This is a genomic window from Streptomyces sp. WI03-4A, assembly GCF_033792105.1.
Lineage (GTDB): Bacteria > Actinomycetota > Actinomycetes > Streptomycetales > Streptomycetaceae > Streptomyces > Streptomyces collinus_A.
The window spans coordinates 96,207-110,740 of the sequence record NZ_JARAUO010000002.1 but is presented as its reverse complement, the minus strand read 5'-3'; the positions used below and the strand labels follow the sequence as shown (position 1 = coordinate 110,740).

At 68.4% G+C, this 14,534-nt stretch carries 16 protein-coding genes and 3 pseudogenes; 9 read left to right on the top strand and 10 right to left on the bottom strand.

Going from position 1 to position 14,534, the window contains the following annotated elements:
* Positions 1 to 42: 42 nt before the first annotated feature.
* The 3 genes and pseudogenes from PV343_RS03445 to PV343_RS03435 all read right to left on the bottom strand — a co-directional run bounded on the left by PV343_RS03445 (position 43) and on the right by PV343_RS03435 (position 2,605).
* Positions 43 to 1,464, bottom strand: coding sequence for a M1 family metallopeptidase (locus PV343_RS03445; protein ID WP_319145255.1), 1,422 nt, complete (start codon positions 1,462 to 1,464; stop codon positions 43 to 45).
* 118 nt (positions 1,465 to 1,582) lie between these two features.
* Positions 1,583 to 1,840: pseudogene (locus PV343_RS03440) on the bottom strand (transposase); the annotation flags it as partial.
* The gene (locus tag PV343_RS03435) at positions 1,841 to 2,605 is read right to left on the bottom strand and encodes a hypothetical protein (RefSeq protein ID WP_319145254.1); all 765 of its coding nucleotides are present in this window, start codon (positions 2,603 to 2,605) and stop codon (positions 1,841 to 1,843) included.
* 322 nt (positions 2,606 to 2,927) lie between these two features.
* Between PV343_RS03435 and PV343_RS03430 the strand changes: the two genes are divergently transcribed.
* The gene (locus PV343_RS03430; RefSeq protein WP_319145253.1) at positions 2,928 to 3,215 is read left to right on the top strand and encodes a hypothetical protein; all 288 of its coding nucleotides are present in this window, start codon (positions 2,928 to 2,930) and stop codon (positions 3,213 to 3,215) included.
* A 1,171-nt stretch (positions 3,216 to 4,386) separates the two neighbouring features.
* Here the strand turns inward: PV343_RS03430 and PV343_RS03425 are convergent.
* Positions 4,387 to 4,575 (bottom strand): hypothetical protein, encoded by a 189-nt coding sequence (locus PV343_RS03425; protein ID WP_319145252.1) that lies wholly within the window; start codon positions 4,573 to 4,575, stop codon positions 4,387 to 4,389.
* Positions 4,576 to 4,681: 106 nt separating this feature from the next.
* On the opposite strand from PV343_RS03425, the gene PV343_RS03420 reads away from it, so the two are divergent.
* A complete protein-coding gene (locus tag PV343_RS03420; protein WP_319145251.1) occupies positions 4,682 to 4,891 on the top strand; it encodes a DUF4839 domain-containing protein in 210 nt (69 codons plus the stop codon).
* On the opposite strand, the pseudogene PV343_RS03415 reads toward PV343_RS03420, so the two are convergent.
* Positions 4,843 to 5,172 (bottom strand): annotated as a pseudogene (locus tag PV343_RS03415) (DUF6083 domain-containing protein); the annotation flags it as partial. The gene PV343_RS03420 and the pseudogene PV343_RS03415 overlap by 49 nt on opposite strands.
* Before the next feature lie 639 nt (positions 5,173 to 5,811).
* Between PV343_RS03415 and PV343_RS03410 the strand changes: the two are divergent.
* From PV343_RS03410 to PV343_RS03400, 4 genes are all read left to right on the top strand, one after another.
* On the top strand, positions 5,812 to 7,356 hold the full coding sequence (locus PV343_RS03410) for a restriction endonuclease fold toxin-2 domain-containing protein (RefSeq protein WP_319145250.1): 1,545 nt from the start codon (positions 5,812 to 5,814) through the stop codon (positions 7,354 to 7,356).
* A 26-nt stretch (positions 7,357 to 7,382) separates the two neighbouring features.
* Positions 7,383 to 7,829 carry a hypothetical protein gene (locus tag PV343_RS03405; protein WP_319145249.1) on the top strand — a complete coding sequence of 149 codons (447 nt, stop codon included), beginning with the start codon at positions 7,383 to 7,385 and terminating at the stop codon, positions 7,827 to 7,829.
* A 148-nt stretch (positions 7,830 to 7,977) separates the two neighbouring features.
* On the top strand, positions 7,978 to 8,301 hold the full coding sequence (locus tag PV343_RS40275; protein WP_415923445.1) for a helix-turn-helix domain-containing protein: 324 nt from the start codon (positions 7,978 to 7,980) through the stop codon (positions 8,299 to 8,301).
* 120 nt (positions 8,302 to 8,421) lie between these two features.
* Positions 8,422 to 9,296 (top strand): IS5 family transposase gene (locus PV343_RS03400; protein WP_415923444.1). Its coding sequence is split into 2 segments (ribosomal slippage): positions 8,422 to 8,803 and positions 8,803 to 9,296, totalling 876 coding nucleotides; the frame shifts between segments, so codons are not numbered across the junction.
* 141 nt (positions 9,297 to 9,437) lie between these two features.
* Here PV343_RS03400 and PV343_RS03395 read toward each other — a convergent pair.
* The 4 genes and pseudogenes from PV343_RS03395 to PV343_RS03380 form a co-directional block, all read right to left on the bottom strand.
* The gene (locus PV343_RS03395; protein ID WP_319145247.1) at positions 9,438 to 10,007 is read right to left on the bottom strand and encodes a hypothetical protein; all 570 of its coding nucleotides are present in this window, start codon (positions 10,005 to 10,007) and stop codon (positions 9,438 to 9,440) included.
* Positions 10,008 to 10,682: 675 nt separating this feature from the next.
* Positions 10,683 to 10,823, bottom strand: coding sequence for a hypothetical protein (locus PV343_RS03390; RefSeq protein ID WP_319145246.1), 141 nt, complete (start codon positions 10,821 to 10,823; stop codon positions 10,683 to 10,685).
* 115 nt (positions 10,824 to 10,938) lie between these two features.
* Positions 10,939 to 11,004, bottom strand: a pseudogene (locus PV343_RS03385) (recombinase family protein); the annotation flags it as partial.
* Positions 11,005 to 11,047: 43 nt separating this feature from the next.
* A complete protein-coding gene (locus PV343_RS03380; RefSeq protein ID WP_319145245.1) occupies positions 11,048 to 11,335 on the bottom strand; it encodes a recombinase family protein in 288 nt (95 codons plus the stop codon).
* A gap of 75 nt (positions 11,336 to 11,410) precedes the next feature.
* Between PV343_RS03380 and PV343_RS03375 the strand changes: the two genes are divergently transcribed.
* The 3 genes from PV343_RS03375 to PV343_RS03365 are packed head-to-tail and all read left to right on the top strand — an operon-like array spanning position 11,411 to position 13,715.
* On the top strand, positions 11,411 to 12,169 hold the full coding sequence (locus tag PV343_RS03375; protein ID WP_319145244.1) for a hypothetical protein: 759 nt from the start codon (positions 11,411 to 11,413) through the stop codon (positions 12,167 to 12,169).
* Entirely contained in the window at positions 12,166 to 12,510 is a 345-nt protein-coding gene (locus PV343_RS03370; protein WP_319145243.1) for a transcriptional regulator, read from the top strand. Before PV343_RS03375 ends, PV343_RS03370 begins: the two co-directional genes overlap by 4 nt.
* On the top strand, positions 12,507 to 13,715 hold the full coding sequence (locus PV343_RS03365; RefSeq protein ID WP_319145242.1) for an acetylhydrolase: 1,209 nt from the start codon (positions 12,507 to 12,509) through the stop codon (positions 13,713 to 13,715). Before PV343_RS03370 ends, PV343_RS03365 begins: the two co-directional genes overlap by 4 nt.
* Here the strand turns inward: PV343_RS03365 and PV343_RS40270 are convergent.
* The gene (locus PV343_RS40270) at positions 13,616 to 14,509 is read right to left on the bottom strand and encodes a Tn3 family transposase (RefSeq protein ID WP_415923443.1); all 894 of its coding nucleotides are present in this window, start codon (positions 14,507 to 14,509) and stop codon (positions 13,616 to 13,618) included. The genes PV343_RS03365 and PV343_RS40270 overlap by 100 nt on opposite strands.
* Between the last annotated feature and the right edge of the window lie 25 nt (positions 14,510 to 14,534).

Below are 14,534 nucleotides of genomic sequence, written 5' to 3'. Positions count from 1 at the left end.
GGCGCCGACGGGGTACGCCCGTCACCCGCGAGCGGAACGACTTCAGCGGATTCGGTGCTTCCGCCAGAAGGGGCCGAGGTCCCTGTGCGTCATCGACTGTGCGGCCTTCTTGAAGTCGACGGTGGTGGAGACGCCGTACCAGTGGTCGTGGGCGTACTTCTTGATGAGGCGCCCCATGGTGCCGGCCCCGAGGACGTGCTCCAGGTCGGCCAGGACGCAGGGGCCGATCCCGTACACGACCTGGAAGTACTCGCCACGGTGTGTAGACCAGTAGGCCATCGAGTTGGTGAGCGCGGCGGTGGCGCTCGGCCAGGAGTCGTCCGGCGAGCACTCGAACCCGTCCCAGCGGTAGTAGCGCGCGTTGGCGTACTGAGCGAAACTCTCGTCCAGCCAGGGTGAGTTGTACTCGTCGTTGCCCACGACGCCGTACCACCACTGGTGGGCGATCTCATGGACGGTGGCGCCGCCCTCCTCCTCGGTGCCGAGGATGACCAGGCCGGGGTACTCCATGCCGCCGGCGAACCCGGGGGTCATCACGAGGTCTATCTCGCCGTACGGATAGCGGCCGAACTCCCTGCCGAACCGGTCGATGGCGGCGACGCCGTCCTTGCGGTTGAGGCGGACACCGGCGGCGGGCGTGTTCGGCGACCAGTACGACTTCACGCGCACGCCGTCGGGCGAGGTCTGGGTCGCGGTGCGGAACGGACCCGCTGCCCATGCGAAGTCCCGCACCCGCTTGGCGACGCTGTGGGTGACCGTACGCCCGGTACCGCCGGGGCGGGTCCATGTGCTGCCGGTCGCCGGGACCTTGAGGGCGGACGGGTGGTCGAGGCGCACCCGGAAGTCGCCCGCCAGGGTGTAGAAGCTCTCGCCGTACGACACATACGGATCGAGGTGCCACCCCCTCGCGTCGTGCACGGCGAGGACCGGCAGCGCGTTGCCCAGGAAGCGGAACGCGCCTTCGCGGCCGAAGCGGTTGTTGCGTGCGGGCACGGTGAGGGCCACGTCGAAGGAGACGGCCGTCCGCTCACCGCGTGCGAGCGGCCTCGGCAGAGCGATGCGCAGCGCCGTGCACTTCACGCCGGGGCGGCCCGGAGTGCCGCCGCGCACGTGGGAGACGCGGACGGGAGACGGTCTTCCGGATGTCCCGCAGCCGTCCTCGCCATTGCCCCACAGGCGTATGTACACCTCACGCAGGGGCCGGCTGGAGGCGTTGCGGAAGGACACCGTCTGCCGGCCCGCCCAGTGGGAGCCGTCGGCGTCGGCGCGCAACTTCACGTCGTAGCTGGGGCGGTCAGGCGTCGCGGGTTCGGCCGCTCTTACCGCGGCGCCGGGCGCCGGGCCGGACGGCGTGCCGGCCTCGGCCACGGTGGAGCCTGCTGTCGCGAGCAGCGCGAGCAGGGCGACCAGCAGACGGCGACCGGTTCTTGAGGAGCCCGTGAGCGACGAAGGCAACGAAGGCATGGCAGACGACATGCCAGCGGATCTTGTCACAGGGTTCCCCACGGCCGACACAGGCCCGCGCGAAGAGGGGAGATCGGCTCCGCTTGGGCGGCGAAAATGCCAGAGTACGCAGGGGCCCTCAGCTACTCCTCACCTGCCGGCTGAGTGCCAGGTTGTGCAGGCGGGCGATGCCCCTCATTGCGTGATGGACGCCGTCGCCCTTCAACCGGCAGTCTCGGAGGATCTTCCAGGTTTTCATGCGGGCGAAGGCATGCTCGACACGGGCGCGGACCTGGCGGTGGGAAGCGTTGTGCTCCTCCTTCCAAACCGGCAGTTCGCTCTGCCCGCGCTCGCGGCGGTGCGGGATGATCAGGCCGGTGCCCCGGTAACCGCTGTCTCACTTCACTGCGACATGGTCCCCTGGCGAAGTCGACGGCGCGGTGGTGGTGTTGCCGTAGTACACCCAGCGCCACGTGCCCGTCTTGGATGCCTTCACGGTCGTCCTGAGATCACCCGAGCTGTTCGCGTATACCTTTTTCACCGTGCTGTAGGAGGTGGCGTCACTGGGCTTGAACTGCAGGCTCACCAGGCGGCCTTCGTAGGAGGCGTACTTCTTGGTCTCCCAGTTGGCCCGCGTGACCTTGCCGGTCACGGTGATGGTCCTGCCCTTGGATACCGGCTCGGGTGAGGCGTTCACGGTCAGGCGGGAACTGCGCTTGACGTAGACCGTGAGGTCCTCATCATCAGTGTCACCGCCGCCGCCCTGGAAGGACACCTCGGCCGCGACCTTCCAGGCTCCGGCCTCGCTGTTGTGCATGTCCCACACGCTCGGGTCGAAGTACATCGTCTCGTTGAAGTCGCAGACGCCCGGGCTCACCTTGGTGCAGTCGCTCGTCTCGATGGCGTGCCACAGTCGATCACCCGTGTTGCCGCGGTAAAGGAACACCGCCGGCCACTGCCACTTGTGGGTGGTCGCCATCCGGAAGGAGCTCGGCACTGCGACCTCCTTCGACGCCCCGATCACGAGGGGCTTGCCGCCGTTCACGTGGACGCGGGTGAACGAGACCCCTCCCTCAGCCGCTCCGGCCGGGATCGTGGCCACGCCCGTGAATGCCGCCGCCGCCCCACCGGCCACGACAGCTCTCCAGAGCTTCTTCCCCACCTGATCTCCTATCTCTGTACCGAAGGCGCCGGGGGCTCATCCTCCGGCGCCTTTCAGACAGCCGGGATCCACGCTGGGTTGTGCACCTGTGGATCACGATCGGGCGTCAGACGATCTTCGCCTCGCACGAGGTGAGGCACCCGGCACCGGAGGGGTGCGATTCACGCGGCGAGGTCGCGCATGGCGGCGAGCTTCTGCTCGGCGGCGGCGAGGCTGGCCTCGATCGCGGTGACCTCGCCGAGCCATCCCTGGTTCCTCGCGAAGTCCCCTATCCTCACGAGGCAGTTGGTATGAACAGTTCATTCAGGGGGCGCGGAGCCGTATGGCCGACGAGATCAAGTACGAATACAAGACTGTGCAGACTGTTCGCGGCACCGACGGCTTGGTGATCTCGAAGATGCAGAAGGACGGCTGGGAGCTCGTGGAACAAGCCCAGGGCATGTTGCGCTCCACCCTCGACTTCCGCCGGCCGAAGAAGCCCCTGCCGCGGCTCTTGATCGGCACCGCGGTGGGCGGCCTCGTGATCCTGGCCATCGTTATCGGCGTAGCCGCACGGCGGTGCGCGCCCGGAGTTGTTTCAGGCGGTTTCGGATGCGGGTCCGCGCCATGACCACAGCCCGCGGCACCGCGCATGGACGCCCGAGGAGAGCACCAGATCTTTAGGGAGCTGCGGGCCATGGCCTCGGACCGGATCACCGTTCACCCACCGCCTCGACAACGTGAGGATGGCCGACCGAGTGATCGTCCTCGACCAGGGAACCGTGCGGGAGCAAGGCTCCTTCGACGAACTCGTCGCGACCGAGGGGGGTTTGCTCGGCGAGCTGTACGCCCTCTCCCAGGAAACGGTGGTTACTGCGAGTGCAGAGCGCTCCGCCACGTCGACTCCGACCACGCCAAGCGGATCTGGGACGCGGCTGAACGCGTCGGCATGACCAGGGCCCTGCGTGATCTCCCCAAGGAACTGGAGACGCTGCTCGCCCGGTCGGTGTGGGGCGGCCACGAGCTGTCCGGAGGGCCTTGACTACCGGATCTCCGTCGAGATCGGGTCGAGGAAGAAGAGGCACTGCTTCGCGTTCGTCCCGACCGACGGCAAGGTCCTGTGGGACGGCACCGACCTGGCCGGCGCCGACGCGGCCGACTCGCATGGCGGGGCGGCCTGGGATGACCTGGACGCACGCGTCCGGCCCTGACCGGACGCCGCCGCCCGCTGAACCTCCCGTCACCCGACGCACCTGGACCGATCGGCCCGACCTGCGCGCCGAGTGCCTCCAGGGTGCCCTGCCCGCCGCGGTCATGGCCATCTACGACCTCAGCGCCATCCCATGCGCCGAGCAGCTGCGCTGGCGCGCCCAGCGCTGCCCGCGCGGCCCGTACCAGGGCGCATGCGAAAAGGGCCGCCCCCAACCCGCCCCCAACCCACCCTTCCTGCCGCCCATCTCACTTCTGCGTCAGCCGCTGCCGAAGGCCTGCCGTCCCGGCCAACGGCCTACAGCCCTGTGAAGGGCGGAAGAGTAGTGCGTAACCCCTGCGCAGGCCATGACGCTACTCGTCAGCCGGGTACAGTCCGCGTTCGCGGCCGCTGGACGCTTGCTCGGGCGTGCCTGCACTCACCCTGGGGGGCGGCCCTGGGCAGGGTGAGCTCAAGGGCGCGGGAGGGCGTCATGGTCGGTCTGCCTCGTGTGCCCTGCCGGTGAGGCCTGAGCGTCGGGTGCGGACGGGAAGGCCCGGACTTCGCGACAAAGTACAAGGGCAAGACGGTCGCCTTCCGCAGGCACCTCGACTCACTCCCACCCGCTCAAGCTCTGCCCGACCATCCAGACCTGGGCGACCCCTTGGATGTCGCCTATGGAGTGCTCCACGCCGGCACGGCTCGCCGTGCCCTGACTGCGGTCCTCGCCGGCGATCGACTGCCGCAGGACTGGATGGAGGAGATCACCGCCCCAGGAGCAGAGGACGAGGACGAGCAGCACGCCTACATCAAACTTCTCACCGCCATCGGCGACTACCGGCCGACTTCCAACGCGAGCGAGCCGCGGCCGTTATGCACCCCGGCGCCGCCTCGGCTCGATCGTGCACATGGCGCCCCACGGCGACTACGACACCCGCTACGACTTCCTCCTGGGCCCAGGCGACAAGGGGCCGAACACGGGGATCGGCCCGGCCTTCAAGTACGAGGGCGACCGGCGTAGCCCGGTCAGCTCGGGAGGCGGCGGGGGAGCGTTGCGGGCGGGACAGACGGCGGCGTGCGGCAGACGGCACCAGCTGCTGCCGTCTCCACCCGGGTAGGCGACACCGGAGCTGACATGCCAGCGGCACGCGGCAGGTACCTGGGCGGCGGGAAGTTCGTGCGGATGAAGGCGGACGGGCCGCTGAGCGCCGCGGTGGTACCACTCGATTCGGTTGCCGCAGTGGCGGCATCGGTCGCCACCGCCCCAGGTCCGTGGAACGAGTTGGAGCAGGCGCGATGGCTGCGTAGAGCCCCTGAGAACGTAGCCAACGAGACCGCCGCTGAACTGCTCGACGTCATTCTGCTCGGCCAAGCACCAGCCCGCCCCGATCGAAGGCATGCCGCGGACTGGGTACTTCGAGCCGGCTCCTCCCGCGCAGTAGGCGCGATCGGAGCGCTGCCCCAACTGGCCAGCGTGTACCTCACAGCACACACGAACCCGGAATCCAGCAGTGGCCTGGTCGAAGTCGACCAGATGGCGCGCGCCTGCGGTATCCAGCCCGCGGAACTACCAGCCACGCTTGTCCGACTGGCGGCAACAGGGCTGCTGGGGGCATGGCAGGCTTGCCCGGACTCGGGAGATCTGCAGTGGACCCTCGCACGCGGCACGAGGTGAGGACCACGCCCGTAGCCATTCGGCCCGAGCGAGCACTCGGCGAAGGACAGCAACGACCCCACGCCGCTACCCGAACCGATCGCTGACGCCGAAGCCCGTCTGGCCTACGTAGCAGTCACGCGAACACGCCAGAGGCTGGATCTGGGAGGCCTGTCCTGGATCCACGAGACAGCTACCTGACGACTCCCAACCGCCAGCACCGGAAACCCTGGATCATCACTGCCGACTTCGAGGAGGCACGAGTGCAGCGGGCGGGGCCGAAAGACGTGTCACCGCCGATGGCTCATCGTCATCCCTTCGCCTGAGCTTGCTGTTCATGGCCATGCACGGTGATCACCGGCGTCGGCAGCGAACGGGGCATCGATGGATCTGCGGCATCAGACGGAGAACTTCGTCAACGCGTCATGGTCGATGGTGGGGCTGCGGGATCTGGTCTACGACATGGTGGGCCTGCTGTTCACGGAACTGAGTGCTCATGGCGGTATGGCGGGTGACGGTGCGGCCGGTAGAGCCTTTGCCGAGGTGTACACCGCAGCCGTGAAGGCGGTCTTCGACCAGTCAGGCTTTGCCCACCAGGTGATGGCAAGCGGCGCGGGAGCCCTGCTCAACGCATCGGAGGAACTCCTCAAGCGTGACGACAAAGTCGCAGCCAAGCTGTTGGAACAGAGCCCGTTCACACCCGGGGTCGGTGATCAGCCGGCCGGCCCGGACTGCACTCCGCGCGCCAGCCACAACGCCGAGGACTTGCCTAACGTCGTCGGCAAGACCAGCGGCATCGATCAATACCTCTTCAACGAGCGATTCCTCGGCCAGCCGGACAAGCTGCGGACCGTCGCCAAAACCTGGCGCAGCGCGGCCAAGATTCTCCACGACGCCTACTGGGACTCTCGCGACGCATGGAAGACAGCCACCCTCGATCAGGCGGGCCACGCCGCTGACGCGGTCGAGGGCTTCTTCGAGAAGTTCGTCGGCAAGACACCACCACCCGGCGAAGTGGGTAATCACGACACTCTCCTGGCGAACCTCCCCACAGCCTGCACGATGCTCGCCAACGCCTGCGACGCCTACGCCGACCACGTCGAAACCGCCAAGCAACGCCTTCCTCTGGAGAACAGCGGACTCGAGGGCGACTTCCTATGGCCCTGGCAACAGCCACAGTTCGGAGGCGACGGCCACGACGGCGGCCTGCATGACCTCATAGCCGGCGACACACGCATCACCTCGCTCGGCAACATCCCTCACGCACTGGACAGCTCCCAGTCCCGGGTGAAGATGCCCCAACCGGACAACGGCGGCTTCCTTCCCAACCTCCCGCCGTTCCTCGGCCCCCTGATCCGTGTCCCGACGCTCGTACCGGCCGCTTACCGTCCCCTGCCTCACAGCACGCCGCACATTCAGCCGGTCCCTCCGGCGATGCCTCCCGACCCGCGGTTCCCCCAGCTCACGCCCAGCCAGGGCCAGAACTTCCAGACGTGGCTCGACTCTCTGGGCAAAGGGGATATCTCCGGCGGCAAGCCGGCCGAGCAGGCCTACCAGAGACGCGTGTCGGGCTTCCCGGAGTTCGAGGTACCAATCCCAGCAGGAATCAGTCCGTCCAACACGCTCATGGTGGACGGATTCCGCAACCTCGACGGGATGGCGGTCGAGGCAAAATACGTCAACAAGCCGAACCAACGGTGCTACCGCTCGCTGGAGGACCTCCGCAAGAACCACGCGACCGGCGACAGAGATTTCCTCTACAAGGGCGACCGCTTGGAACTCCGCAAGTACGCGGCAGCGCTCAACGACCCACGCAACAAGGAGATGCGCGGTGTCGAGACGGTCACCAACAACCAAGACGCCGTCCAGTACTGGCGCATCATGATGGCGGCCTACGGCGTCAAAGGCCACGCCCGTTACGTCCCCTGACCAGCCCAATCCCAGGAAGTACCGCTATGGAACCGGAAGAGATCGCGGAACTGCGCACCACGTTCGTCTTCACCCCACCGCGTGGGCAAAGCTGGGGGCTAACCTTCGAGGGATTCGAAGCCCGGCTGCGTGAGCGGAATCCGGATACGTTCATCCGAATCGATGACGAGGAAGACGGCCCGGTCCGCGGATCATCGATGATCTTCGGGATCACTTTCGACGACGAGACCCTGGAAGGCTTTGCCAGCCTCCAACCCGAGGGCGTGGCCATCCGGGAGTGCAACGCCCACATGGCAGCCCGGGTCGCCCTCTGGCTTCGGAACAACGTGGCACCGGCCGACGTACCCGTCATGTTCAACACAGACTGGGGAATCGAGGAAGGTCTGGAACCCACCCTCGTCCCCGACGCCACTCGCCCACGGATCGTGACGGCACTCGTGCAGCACGTCGAGGAGACCGGCGGCCTCGACTGATATCGCCTCGACGGTTACCTGCACGACGAACAGGCCCCTGTACTGCAGGGCGTTCACCACACCCGGCTGGCCTAGTCATCGCTACTCACCTTCAAAGCGTGGTGTCGTAGGGGCTGACGCCTCATGAACCCTGCGATATGCCGACCGCATGAGGTATGCGCAAGGGGGCCGGACTGACCGACGAACGGCGACCTTCCGCGAAAAGTTGAGGATGGAGGCGGCCGAGCGCTTCAGGCAGGGCGACGAGAACACGGTCATCGCGCACGACCTGCGGGTCAGCGTCTGGTCGGTTCAGCGGTGGCGCAGGGCCTGGTCGCAGAACGGGCTTAGGGCCCTGGCATCCAAGGGCCCGGCATCGCTGCCGCTGCTCAGTGACGAACTGTTCGCCGTGCTCGAGCGGGAGCTGGCCAAGGGCCGGTGGCACACGGCTGGCCGGACCAGACCTGGACCCTGTCGCGGATCAAGACGCTGATCGGGCGACGGTTCCACTAGAGCTACACCGTGCAAGGGGTGGCCGCCCTGCTCAAGCGGCACGGCTGGAGCTGCTAGGGTGCGTTTCAGAAGTGGATCTTGATGTGTCAAGATCCACTTCGTGGGGAGGCACGATCTGACGAATGCGCAGTGGGCGAAGCTGGAGCCGCTGCTACCGGTCGGGAAGAAGCCCGGACGACCACCGGTGCACACGAAGCGGCAGTTGATAGACGGCATACGCTGGCGCACCCGCGCTGGTACTCCCTGGCGGGACGTGCCCGAGCGGTATGGCCCGTGGCAGACCATCTACGGTCTGTTCCGGCGTGGGCACCGCGACGGTACCTGGCACCGCATCTTCGAGCAGCTGCAGGCCCGGGCCGACGCCCAGGGGCTGATCACCTGGGACGTCTCGGTGGACTCGACCATCGCCCGCGCCCACCAGCATGCGGCGGGTGCCCGCAAAAAGGGGCTCTGCAGGTCGAGCCGCCAGGGGGTGTCTTCACCGAGCCTGACGACCACGGGCTCGGACGCTCCCGGGGCGGGCTGACCACCAAGCTCCACCTGGCGGTCGAGCAGGGCCAGAAGCCGATGTCGCTGGTGATCACGGCCGGACAGCGCGGTGACTCCCCGCAGTTCCAGGTGGTCCTGGGACGTATCCGGGTGCCCAGGCTCGGGTTGGGCCGCCCGCGCACCCGGCCCGACAAGGTTCGCGCCGACAGGGCGTACGGCTCCCGCGCGAGCCGCGGCTATCTGCGCAAGCGGGGCATCCGCTGCACGATCCCGGAGAAGCGCGACCAGATCGCCAACCGCAAGAAGCGAGGTTCCCACGGGGGCCGGCCGCCGAAGTTTGACCCGGCCGACTACAAGGAGCGCCACGCGGTGGAGTGCGGGATCAATCGCCTCAAGAGGCACCGAGCCGTGGCCACAAGGTACGACAAGTTGGCGGTCCGCTACGAGGCGACCGTGCTGGTCGCAGCCATCAACGAATGGCTATGACCAGCACATTTGAAACGCACCCTAGGGATCTTCCGCGGCGGGAGTGGCCGGTTCGGGGGGCTAGGACCAGCATCCATGCACGATGCCCCGACCACCCTTCAAGATCTTTGAGACGGCTCGTCCACTGGCACGCCGTCCGTATCAGCGCCCGTTGGCCTCCTTGAGTTCGGCCACGGTGCGCATCCACCTCTCCCCGAAGCCGACGGCCCCCGTGTCGTCGCCGGGCATGCTGAAGATGTCCGGGTTCTCGGCGAACTGGGCCATGAGGATCTGGTACAGCCCGTCGAAGAGCGGCTCGAAGAAGACCGCCAGGGACTCGGCGAATGGGGGAGGGGTCGATGGCGATGACGTGGTCCAGGAACGGGAACATGCCCCACTCGTCGATCCGCTCCCGCAGCGCGGCCTGCGCGGGGGTGTCCGCGGCAGGAGCAGTCCGTGCAGCACGTACAGCGCGTAAAACATACGCATCCCGACCAGCACCTCTCGTGCGCGCAGCAGCTTCTCGTCAGTCGCCCGCTGCACCTGGGCCACGATGTCCGCGTTCTGCTGGAGCAGTCCCCAGTCCACCTCGGACCCCTCGCCGCGCTCCGCGGCACCCAGCATCTGCGTCCAGTCCTCGGCCGTCAGCCCGAACATGCTGAAGGCGGCGAACGCCTCGGCCAGCGCGTCCGCCCCGACCTCCTGCGCGCCCAGGCCGATCGCGGCGGCCACGTGCACCATGCTCCTGCCATCCGGCCCCCGGCCTCGACCGGCACGTCCCCGCCGGCTTCGAGCGCCGCACGCACCAGCGCGAGGTTGGGCCCGCCCGCGATACGGCCCCATGAGCCGCCCGGCCGCCGCGTACAGCGCGTCCTGCCCTTCCTCGCCGGCCGCGCTGCGCGCGAACTCCACCAGCCTCTGCGACGCCGAACGTTGCAGCGCCCACGCCAGGGCCTCGCGCACGGCGGCCTCCGGCGGCTCCGGCACCGTGACCGTTCCCGGCGCCGCCCACGGCGTCCCGGCCTCGGTGAACCACGCCAGCACGGCCAGCCGCCGGTCCCGCCCCTGCCGAAGATGCCGGGCCAGCGCCGCCGCACTCTCCACCACCAGCGGATCGACCGCGTCGACGACCGATCCCCGGCCCCGCCCGAGCCCAAGGGTGAAGGCAGCACTTGGCGGACCGCCCACGGGGTTCCGCAGCAGCCGGGGAAGGACTGGCACGCCGAGCTGATGGAGCGCTGGAGAGCGATGCACTGACGACGCACCAGTGCCCCGCGTCAGCCTGGCGTAGGACACGGCGCACGGCCCCCTATCCAGCGGGCCGGCCACCGTCAGTCAGGGACGCCGAAAGCGGGTTGGTGTGGGTCAGCCCTCGGGGAGGAGCGGAACGGCCAGTAGCAGGATCGGTCAGCTGCCAGTGAGCTGGTTCGGAACGCGGCCGGAGGCGCGGAGTTCCTGCAGGTCGGGGATGTGGTTGTAGAGGGTGCCGGGGCTGACGTCGATGAGCTTGACGATCGAGGTGATCGAGTTCTCGGGAGCGGGCAGCATGTCGCGGGCGGCAACGGATGATCTCGGGGGTGGCGACGGTGGGCCTCCCGCCGACGCGGCCTCGGGCGCGTGGGGCATCCAAGCCCTCGCGGGTACCGGAGACGATCAGCTCGCGGATGAACTCGGCGAGCGCGGCGAAGACGTGGAAGACAAGCCGGCCGCCGGGGGTGGTGGTGTCCAGGCGCTCGTGCAGCGAGCAGAACCCGATCTCGCGGCGGCGCAGTTCAGCCGACCATATTCACCAAGTCCTTGTGGGAGCGGGCGTAACGGTCGAGCGCGGGGACCGCCAGGGTGTCGCCGGCGGCGAGGAAGGCGTGGCAGGCCCTGAGCTCGGGCCGGAGGTCGTCCTTGCCGGACTTCTTGTCGGCGAAGATGCGCCGGCACCCGGCCGCGGTGAGGGCATCGATCTGGCGGTCGAGCTTCTGCCCGCCGGTGGACACCCGGGCGTAGCCGATGAGGATCTCGGTGCGTTGGGCGGGTTCGGCGACCAGGAGATCGAAGGTGTCAGCCACCGGGTTTTCCGGATCCGAACTTGGAGTGCACACAGATTTCTTGCCATAACTGGTTTGTGATGCAAAGCTGACTGGGTGACAGACGCTTCGATGCCCTCGCAAGGCACGCCTCACGAAGTCCTCGCCGGTCTCGGTGAATTGACCCGCAAGGTCCGAGCCGCTCAGCGCGGCACCTGGTTTCCTCTCCTGCTGCTCGGCGCGCTCACGCTGGGCGGCATCCTGGTCAACCGCTTCACCTTCCACGTCGAGACCGTTCCCTGCCCGGCAACCGCCCCCGCCGCAGGCATGGGCTGCACCGTGGGGGTGAAGCAGGGTTCGCCGTACTACTGGGACCTCGGGCTCGCCCTCGCCTACGTCGCGACGGCGTTCTTCTATATCCGCCGCTCCCGCGACCGGGGTGTCGGCACCCCGGTCCGGCCGTACATTCTCACCGGGGTAGCCCTGCTTGGCCTGGTGGCCGCCACCACGTTCTGGGCCACCCGTCACGGGCTCCCGCAGCCCGGCGACCCGATCGACTTCTGGGGCCTGCACCTCGACCCCACTTCCGAGGCGACGGGGTTCGTCGGAATGCTCGTCGGCAACGTCACGGCCGTCGGACTGCCACTGCTCGTACTGTCCTGGGTGGAGCGCAGCCGTGCCCTGCTGCTGCTCGCCCTGGCGTACCTGGCCCTCTTCCTGGTGCCGTTCCTTACCCGCTTCCAGCTCTTCCAGTTCATCCCCGTCACCTCCCCCTGGTCCGCCGCGCCCCGCCTTGGCCTCCAGGCCTTGCTCCTCCTGCTCGGCGCCCTCGGCTTCGGCCTGGCCGAGCGATCCCGTCGGCGCGACGTCTCATGACCTCCGAGCGCGATCAGCATCCCGTCAACGGCCTGAACGACGTGGTCCACCAGCGCGTCCGTCTCGGCATCCTCACCGTGGCCCACCAGGCACGCCGGGTCGAGTTCGGCTTCCTGCGCACGGCACTCGGCCTCACCGCCGGAAATCTCAGCCAGCATCTCACCGTCCTGGAGAAGGCCGGACTGGTCGAGATCGAGAAGGGCTACGAGGGCAAGCGCGCCCGCACCTGGCTCTCCCTCACCCCCGCGGGCGAGCGCGCGCTGCGCGACGAAGTCACCCAGCTCAAGCGACTCATCCAGCAGATCGAGACACCGGCCAAGAACCCCGGGGAGGACATGTGACCACCACACCGGCCAGCCCGAGAACGGACCTGACGCGCCGGCGCATGCTCACAGCCGCTCTGGTGACGGGGGTCGGGGCCGCCGTGCCGATCAGCGCAGCGCGCCAGGCGTGGGCGGCTTCGACCGCCCCCGGTCCGTCGCAGCTCACGCTGCCCAGGCCCACCGGGCCGCACCCGGTGGGCACGGTGCCGCTTCACCTCGTCGACACCTCGCGTCCGGACCCTGTGGCCGGCCCGGGGCATCACCGCGAGTTAATGGCCAGCGTCTGGTACCCCGCTTGCAAGACGAAGGACCTGCCGCGTGCTCCCTGGATGACCCAGGGTGCGCTGCGGGCGCTTCTGGCGGACGTCGGCTTCCCCCTCGATCCCGCCCTCGGCCCACTCACCGCCGCACACGTCGGCGCACCCGTGCACCAAACGGGCCATCGCCTGCCCGTCCTCGTGTACTCGCACGGCGCGGGCAGCCATCGCGGCGACCACACCATCATGGTCCAGGAACTCGCCAGCCACGGCTACGCCGTGGTCACCGTCGACCACACGTACGACGCGTTCAGCGAGTTCCCCGACGGCCGACTCACCGTTCCGGCAGAGGTCCCGCCGTTCCTGGGGCCCCGGGACTTCGCCACGGACCTCCGGTTCGTGCTCGACGTCGTCGAGGGCCTCGCCGGCGGGCACAACCCCGACGTCGACGGCAGGCCACTGCCCCAGGGCCTGCTCTGCGCCCTCGACCCGAGGTGCATCGGCGCGTTCGGCTGGTCGAAGGGTGGCACTGCCACCGCGCTCACCATGCTCGCCGACCAGCGCGTTGGCGCCGGGCTCAGTATCGACGGTCCGATGCAGCCGACCATCACCACCGATCTGGACCGGCCGTTCATGATGATGACCGCCTCGTTTACCCGGGCCGCCATGCCGGACGTCGCCGAGTTCTGGACACACCTTCGTGGTTGGCGGCTGAACATCCAGGCCGACGGGGCCATCCACAAGACGTACGGCGACGACGCGACACTGATCCCGCAAGCGGGCAAGGTCCTCGGCATGACCAACCAGCAGATCCAGGACATGATCGGCACCCTCGATCCGGCTCGGGCGGTCCGGATCCAGCAGGCCTACCCGCTCGCGTTCTTCGACCTACACCTGCGACACCGCCGGGGACATCTGCTCGACGGCCCGAGCGCGGCCTTCCCAGAGGTGAAGTTCATCCCGTGAGAAGCGTCGGACCGCGCAATGCGCGGTCCGACCAAGGCCGCCAGTAATGCCGTCGCCATTCGGGCACGGCCTTCGCAAGGCAGGTCGTCGGTGACGGGGAAGCCGTCAGCGGCGAGCTGCTGGGCCGCCCGGTCCAGGTAGAGGCTGTTCCACAGCACCACGGCGTTCAGGGCCAAGCCAAGGGAGCCGAGCTGGTCCTCCATACCCTCGCGGTAGTTCTGCCGCAGCTCGCCGCGCTGACCGAAGAAGATCCTGCGGGCTAGACGATGGCGGGCCTCGGTGATGTTCCGCTGCTTGCCGATCATGCGGCGGTAGCCGTCGTCGGAGATGAACTGCAGCAGGTGCAGGGTTTTGAAGATCCGGCCGTAGTGGGCGAAGGCGTCGCCCAGGCCGGTCGGGCGCCCGTCCCGGGACAGCATGCGGATCAGGTCGTGGCCGCGGACCTCGCCCAGGGTGAGGGAGCCGGCCACCCGCAGCATGTCGCCCCAGTGGGAGCGGATGCGGTCCAGACGGACGGTGTGCCGGGAGGCGTCCTGCAGTGGCCCGTAGTCCGCCGTGGCGTGGGTGCGCCACAGCCGGGCGTCGGAGATGTCGGCGATGCGGGGGGAGAACTGATAGCAGCAGATCGCGAACAGGCCGAAGACGATGTCGCTGTAGCTGGCGGTGTCAGTCATGACGGTCTCCGGCTTCGGGCCGCCGTCGCGGCCCAGCGGCGCGTCCAGGATGAACAGCGAGTCGCGCAGGGTGCCGGGCACTACGACGCCGCCCAAGCCCATGAGCTGGTCGTTGACCACATTCAGGTAGCGGGGGGCTGTAGCC

Bases quoted from the DNA above. Each gene is read 5' to 3' on its own strand.
- PV343_RS03370 (WP_319145243.1), top strand. From the start codon at position 12,166: ATGACCTCCGAGCGCGATCAGCATCCCGTCAACGGCCTGAACGACGTG.
- PV343_RS40275 (WP_415923445.1), top strand. From the start codon at position 7,978: ATGAGGTATGCGCAAGGGGGCCGGACTGACCGACGAACGGCGACCTTC.
- PV343_RS03430 (WP_319145253.1), top strand. From the start codon at position 2,928: ATGGCCGACGAGATCAAGTACGAATACAAGACTGTGCAGACTGTTCGC.
- PV343_RS03405 (WP_319145249.1), top strand. From the start codon at position 7,383: ATGGAACCGGAAGAGATCGCGGAACTGCGCACCACGTTCGTCTTCACC.
- PV343_RS03390 (WP_319145246.1), bottom strand. From the start codon at position 10,823: ATGCTGCCCGCTCCCGAGAACTCGATCACCTCGATCGTCAAGCTCATC.
- PV343_RS03420 (WP_319145251.1), top strand. From the start codon at position 4,682: ATGGCGCCCCACGGCGACTACGACACCCGCTACGACTTCCTCCTGGGC.
- PV343_RS03445 (WP_319145255.1), bottom strand. From the start codon at position 1,464: ATGCCTTCGTTGCCTTCGTCGCTCACGGGCTCCTCAAGAACCGGTCGC.
- PV343_RS03410 (WP_319145250.1), top strand. From the start codon at position 5,812: ATGGATCTGCGGCATCAGACGGAGAACTTCGTCAACGCGTCATGGTCG.